Source organism: Novosphingobium sp. B 225, assembly GCF_002198665.1.
GTDB lineage: Bacteria > Pseudomonadota > Alphaproteobacteria > Sphingomonadales > Sphingomonadaceae > Novosphingobium.
The window spans coordinates 1791-7490 of record NZ_MWLM01000001.1 but is presented as its reverse complement, the minus strand read 5'-3'; the positions used below and the strand labels follow the sequence as shown (position 1 = coordinate 7490).

Sequence of the window (5700 nt, the reverse complement as noted above, 5' to 3'; positions counted from 1 at the left end):
CTCTGGGGGAGGTGGCAGCGCGCAGCGCTGACGGAGGGGGCGCTTCGCTCGGCCAGATGAAAGGCGCGGGCCTGCCCCCCAATCGCATCGTGTTCAGCGAAAAGTTTGCTTGCCCGGTTTCCGGCTTTACCATCGAGAAAGTCGAACCGCGGCTGTTCAGCTTCAACGCGCCGCAGGGGGCCTGCCCGGCCTGCGATGGGCTGGGTGAAAAGCTGCTGTTCGATCCGCAGCTGGTGGTCCCGAACGAGGCGCTGAGCCTGAAGCAAGGGGCCGTGGTGCCCTGGGCCAAGAGCAACCCGCCTTCGCCCTATTACATGCAGGTGCTGGCCAGCCTGGCGGCTGAATTCGGCTTCAGTCTGGATACCCCTTGGGCTGAGCTGGGCGGCGAAGTGCAGCTGGTGATCCTGTACGGCACCGGGGGCAAGGCCGTGCCGCTGACTTTCATGGACGGCAAGAAAAGCTACACGGTCAAGAAAGCGTTTGAAGGCGTAATCGGCAATCTCAACCGCCGCCTGCTGCAGACCGAAAGCGCGTGGATGCGCGAAGAGCTGGGAAAGTTCCAGACCGCGCAGCCGTGCGAGACTTGCGAGGGCAAGCGGCTCAAGCCCGAGGCGCTGGCAGTGAAGGTGGCGGCGGCGGACATCTCGTCGATCACCCACCTTTCGGTGGTCGCCGCGCTCAAGTGGTTTTCCGAACTGGACCAACAGTTTACCGCGCAGCAAAGTCAGATCGCCAAGGCCATCCTGAAAGAGATCAACGAGCGGCTGGGGTTCCTCAACAACGTCGGGCTCGATTACCTCAACCTCGATCGGACCAGCGGCACTTTGAGCGGCGGGGAAAGCCAGCGGATCCGGCTCGCCAGCCAGATCGGCAGCGGCCTGTCCGGCGTGCTCTACGTGCTCGACGAACCCAGCATCGGGCTGCACCAGCGCGATAACGACATGCTGCTCGCCACGCTGCAGCGGCTGCGCGATCTGGGCAATACGGTGATCGTGGTGGAACACGACGAGGACGCGATCCGCACTGCCGATCACGTGGTCGATCTCGGCCCCGGCGCGGGCGTGCACGGGGGAGAGATCGTTGCGCAGGGGACTTTGCAGGACATTCTGGATGCCGAACACAGCCTGACCGGGCAGTACCTGTCGGGCCGCCGCCGGATCGAGGTCCCGGCCAAGCGCCGCAAAGGCAACGGGCACAAGCTGACCGTCCACAATGCCCGGGCCAACAACCTGCGCGGGGTGACGGCGGCGATCCCGCTCGGCACTTTCACTTGCATCACCGGCGTATCGGGCAGTGGCAAAAGCAGCCTGACGCTCGACACGCTTTACGCCGGGGCCGCGCGCACACTCAACGGTGCGCGGGTGATCGCCGGGCCGCATGACAAGATCACGGGCCTGGAATTCTGCGACAAAGTGATCGAGATCGACCAGAGCCCGATCGGCCGCACCCCGCGCAGCAACCCCGCCACCTACACCGGCGCTTTCACCCAGATCCGCGACTGGTTCGCCGGCCTGCCTGAAAGCGGCGCGCGCGGGTACAAGGCCGGGCGGTTTTCGTTCAACGTCAAGGGCGGGCGGTGCGAGGCGTGCCAGGGCGACGGGCTGATCAAGATCGAAATGCACTTCCTGCCCGACGTTTACGTGACGTGTGAGGAATGCGGCGGAAAACGCTACAACCGCGAAACGCTGGAAGTGAAATTCAAGGGCCTGTCGATCGCCGATGTGCTCGACATGACGATCGAGGACGCGGAGGAATTCTTCAAGGCCGTTCCCCCGATCCGCGACAAGATGCATATGCTGAATGAGGTCGGGCTTGGCTACGTCAAGGTCGGCCAGCAGGCCACCACGCTGTCGGGCGGCGAGGCGCAGCGGGTCAAACTGGCCAAGGAACTCAGCCGCCGCTCAACCGGGCAGACGCTCTATATCCTCGATGAACCGACCACCGGGCTGCATTTCGAAGACGTGCGCAAGCTGCTGGAAGTGCTGCACCGGCTGGTCGATCAGGGCAATTCGGTGGTGGTGATCGAACACAATCTGGACGTGATCAAAACCGCCGACTGGATCATCGATCTTGGCCCCGAAGGCGGGGTGCGCGGGGGTGAAGTGGTGGCCGAGGGGACGCCGGAACAAGTGGTCAAAGTGGAGCGCAGCTTTACCGGGCACTATCTGAAACCGCTGCTGGTGCGGTAACAGTTGTTTGCAAATCAGGTGCTTGGCAATCGGGACTTGATTCCGTGATATTCCTGTTGGACTGTTCGCAGCACAGGATAAAAAACGAAAGATCGTTGGTCGCATCCTGGTTGAAACAGAGGCAAACAGGAGAACCTCGATGCGACTTGTCCGTTCAATCCGTTTCGCCACCGTGATCGCTGCGCTTGCCCTGCCGGGCATGTTGTCGGCGCAGGTGGTGTTCAAGCAGAACACGGCCCCGCCGCCCGCCGCGCTCAACACGCTCAACGTCGCGCCGCAAGTGCCGGTGTCGGTCAGCGTCAACGGCCAGGGCGGGGTGCGCTGGGGCCCCAACCTCTGCGCTCCGGCCACCGGCCAGCAAAGCGCGCTGTGCAACAAGACTGCGGCCGCCAACGCCCAGATCCTGTTCATGGCCGATCCGCGCCCGGGCCAGGTGTTCAAGGGCTGGGCAGGCGCCTGCGCCGGGCAGGGTCCGCGCTGCTTCCTCACGCCGACCAAGGCTTTCGCGGTGTCCGCCACGTTCGGGACGCCTGAGCAAAAGCCGATGGTGACGATCAAGGTCGAAATCCCGGTCGGGGGCGGCACGGTCAAGCCGAGCACATTTGCCCAGGGCACGATCAACTGCACCCATGACACCAAGGGCTATTCGGGCGGGACCTGCGAAATGACAGTACCGGTGGGCACGCAAGTCGCGCTGACCGCCACCCCGCAGGCTCCGGCGACGTTCGATGGCTGGTCCAGCAGCCAGGCCGGTTGCAACGGCGGAAGTTGCACTTTCGAAGCGAAGAACCCGGTGGTGCTGACCGCAAAGTTCATCGATCCGGGCAAAGCGCACAAGTTGACCGTGATCTACACGCGCGGGCTGGTGGGCGCCTATTGGTTGCAGACCAATCCCAAGCTGGAATGGGACTGCACGCCCAAGGCTGGCCCCAACGGCCTGCCCGCCGGGGTCACCGGCAACCAGACCTGGACGGCGACCTGTGTGGCCTCGACCCCGGCCGGGGTGAACGTGACCCTGATGGCGAATGCGGTCGGCGGGATCGGTGCGGGCTATTCCATTCCGGTCAAGCAAGGCGGCTGGGGCGGCGAGTGCGCTGCCACCATCGGTACGACTTGCACCCTCGCGATGAGCGCGGACCGCACCGTGCTGGTCAACGTGGCCGCCAACATCAAGTAACCCGCACAAACCCTGAACCCGGCGCGCTGCCCCCCCCGGCGGGCGGGGCGCCGGGCATGGGGCCGAGGCAGACAATCCGGGAGATCACGATGAACCGCAGTTTCATATCGCTGCTCGCGCTCGCGGCGCTAGCCGGGTGCGGGCAGGGCGCTCAGCAGGCGGGGGACCAGACTGCCAGCGCCGCTCCCGCGCAGGCCAGCGGCGGCGCGGCGGCGGTGCCATGCCAGGACCTGCCGCCGCATGCCGTGCTGGCCGCTGACGCCGCGATCACGCTCTGCACCCAGGGCCAGACCCGCCCCGGCCACCAGAGCGGTACCGTTGCCTATACCACCGCGCAGCCTGCCACGGCGCTGCTCGGCTGGTACCGCGATCAGGCGCACAGTGCCGGTCTGAAAGACGGCCTCTCCACCCCCACCTCCTATTCCGCCACCCAGGGCACCCAGCGCTCGTTGATGGTGATGGTTGCCCCCCAGCCAGACGGCGCGGGGACTTCGGTGACGCTGAACTGGGGGATGGATAAGTAGCGGCCACAGCGGGCAGAGGCCGAATCCGACTGACGGAGAGGTAACGCGGCCCACCCGGCCAATGGCGTTGACAGTGCCCCGGGAACTCCGGACAACCCCGCTTCCCGGTTTGCATCCCAGTGTCAGGAATAACGCATGGCAAATGTTACCAATGTCGCGACGATTTCTGCCATGCAAGCGCTGCCGCCCGCAGCGGGGCTGACGGTATTCCTCAATGCCAATGGCCGCGAAGGGCTGTTCGAATGCCGCGCGGGCACGCCGCCCACTGCCGATCCGCTGAACGGCATCTATGTCACATCGGGCAAGAGCGGGTTCTATTGGGCCCGCGTGTGGGACGGGGTGGCGGGCAAGCCGGAATGGTTCGGCGCGGTCACCGGCGATGGCTCCACCGCCGCGCGCACCGCCACGCTCGCCGCGCTGAACGCGGCGGTCACGCTGTTGCCCTCGGTCGAACTGGCCTCGGCGACCTATTACACCAACGGCACCTGGCGGATCAGCCAGAGCGGGCGGCGCGTGACCGGGCAGGGGCGCGACAAGTCGGCGATCAGCAGCAACCACCCCACCGCGCACATCATCCACTGCGGCGGGATGCCCGGCGCCTACTATGCCGAACGGCCGCTCCTGTGCGGCATGACCCTGGTCCGCACCGTCCCGGCGACGGTCCCGCCCAGCCCCAATCAGGACGATGACACCGGCCACGCCCTGCATATGCGCATGACCTCGAACGCCACCGTGCGCGAAGTCGATACGATGGGCACGATCGATGGCAGCGGCAAGATCACCGGTTCCAACCTGGTCGGGACCTATTGGGCCAATGCCCTGTCCCCGCTGTGGGAGGATTGCTTTGACCTGATGACCGGGCAGGGCGCCCGCAGCTATTCCTTCATGCTCGATGGCACGCAGGACGATGGGCTGGGCCCGCGCTTCCCATCGCTGATCGTGTTCCGCGCCCGCGAAGTGCGGATGAGCAACGCCGGCAATGCTGCGCTGTCGCGGGGGATGATCATCATCGGATCCTATACCGACATGCAGGTTGAACGGGTCGAAACCGCCAAGGTCCACCACGGCCTGCTGTGCCTGGGTGGCGGGTCCAACGCCCATTTCAACAGCCACTGGCACGACAGTTACCTGGCCGATGGCATCCGCATCGACAAGACCGGGGCCGACAGCGGCGATAACCTGACTCTGGTGGATTGCTACTCTGCCCCCGGCGTGGGCGCCACCGGCCAGCCGATCACCCTGATCAACGCCCAGAACGTCCAGATCGTCGCGGCGCAGATTGCGGCCTTCCCCGGCGGCGGCAATGGCAAGATCGGGGTGCTGTTCTCAAACTGCATCAACTGCACAATCTCTGGCCAGGTGGTCAACCATTCCACCGGGGTCAAATTCGACAAGTGCTTTGGCTGCAATGCCGATGTGAAAGTGATGCAACTGGCCGGCCCCGCAACCGAAGGGATCCGCGTCCAGGGCGGGTTTGGCAACACGGCGCGCTGCGGCATCGTTGGCGTGCCGAAAAGCGTCGGATTTCAAACCGGGGTGGCAATCGCGGCCAGCGGCGGCAACCAGATCGACCTGACCGGCGTGATCGACAGCGCGGTCACCAACCGCCTGACGATTGACGGCAAAGCGATAGCCAATGCCGGCAACGCCCCCGCCTCCAACTTCGTCATCCGCCCCGGGGCAGCATTCAACGCGGCGGCGAGCTGATCGGGCGGGGCGGGGCGAGACGGGACATGCTATTGCGTGTCCCCGTCCGGCGGCCAGACTGTCCCCTGGATCGCCAACCAAAGATCCTCTCCATTTTGCGCAG

The 5700-nt window shown here is 65.4% G+C and carries 4 protein-coding genes; all 4 read left to right on the top strand.

The features are described 5' to 3' along the window. Positions 1-2189: excinuclease ABC subunit UvrA (gene uvrA / locus MNBBLIKP_RS00020; protein WP_088306463.1), on the top strand; the 2189-nt coding region annotated here is incomplete at its 5' end. 139 nt (positions 2190-2328) lie between these two features. Continuing rightward, positions 2329-3366, top strand: a complete 1038-nt coding sequence (locus MNBBLIKP_RS00015; RefSeq protein WP_088306462.1) for an InlB B-repeat-containing protein — start codon at positions 2329-2331, stop codon at positions 3364-3366. A gap of 89 nt (positions 3367-3455) precedes the next feature. Then, positions 3456-3890: a hypothetical protein gene (locus MNBBLIKP_RS00010; protein ID WP_088306460.1), complete on the top strand. Its 435-nt coding sequence runs from the start codon at positions 3456-3458 to the stop codon at positions 3888-3890. 135 nt (positions 3891-4025) lie between these two features. Then, positions 4026-5597 carry a hypothetical protein gene (locus tag MNBBLIKP_RS00005; RefSeq protein WP_088306458.1) on the top strand — a complete coding sequence of 524 codons (1572 nt, stop codon included), beginning with the start codon at positions 4026-4028 and terminating at the stop codon, positions 5595-5597. The last annotated feature ends 103 nt before the right edge of the window (positions 5598-5700 follow it).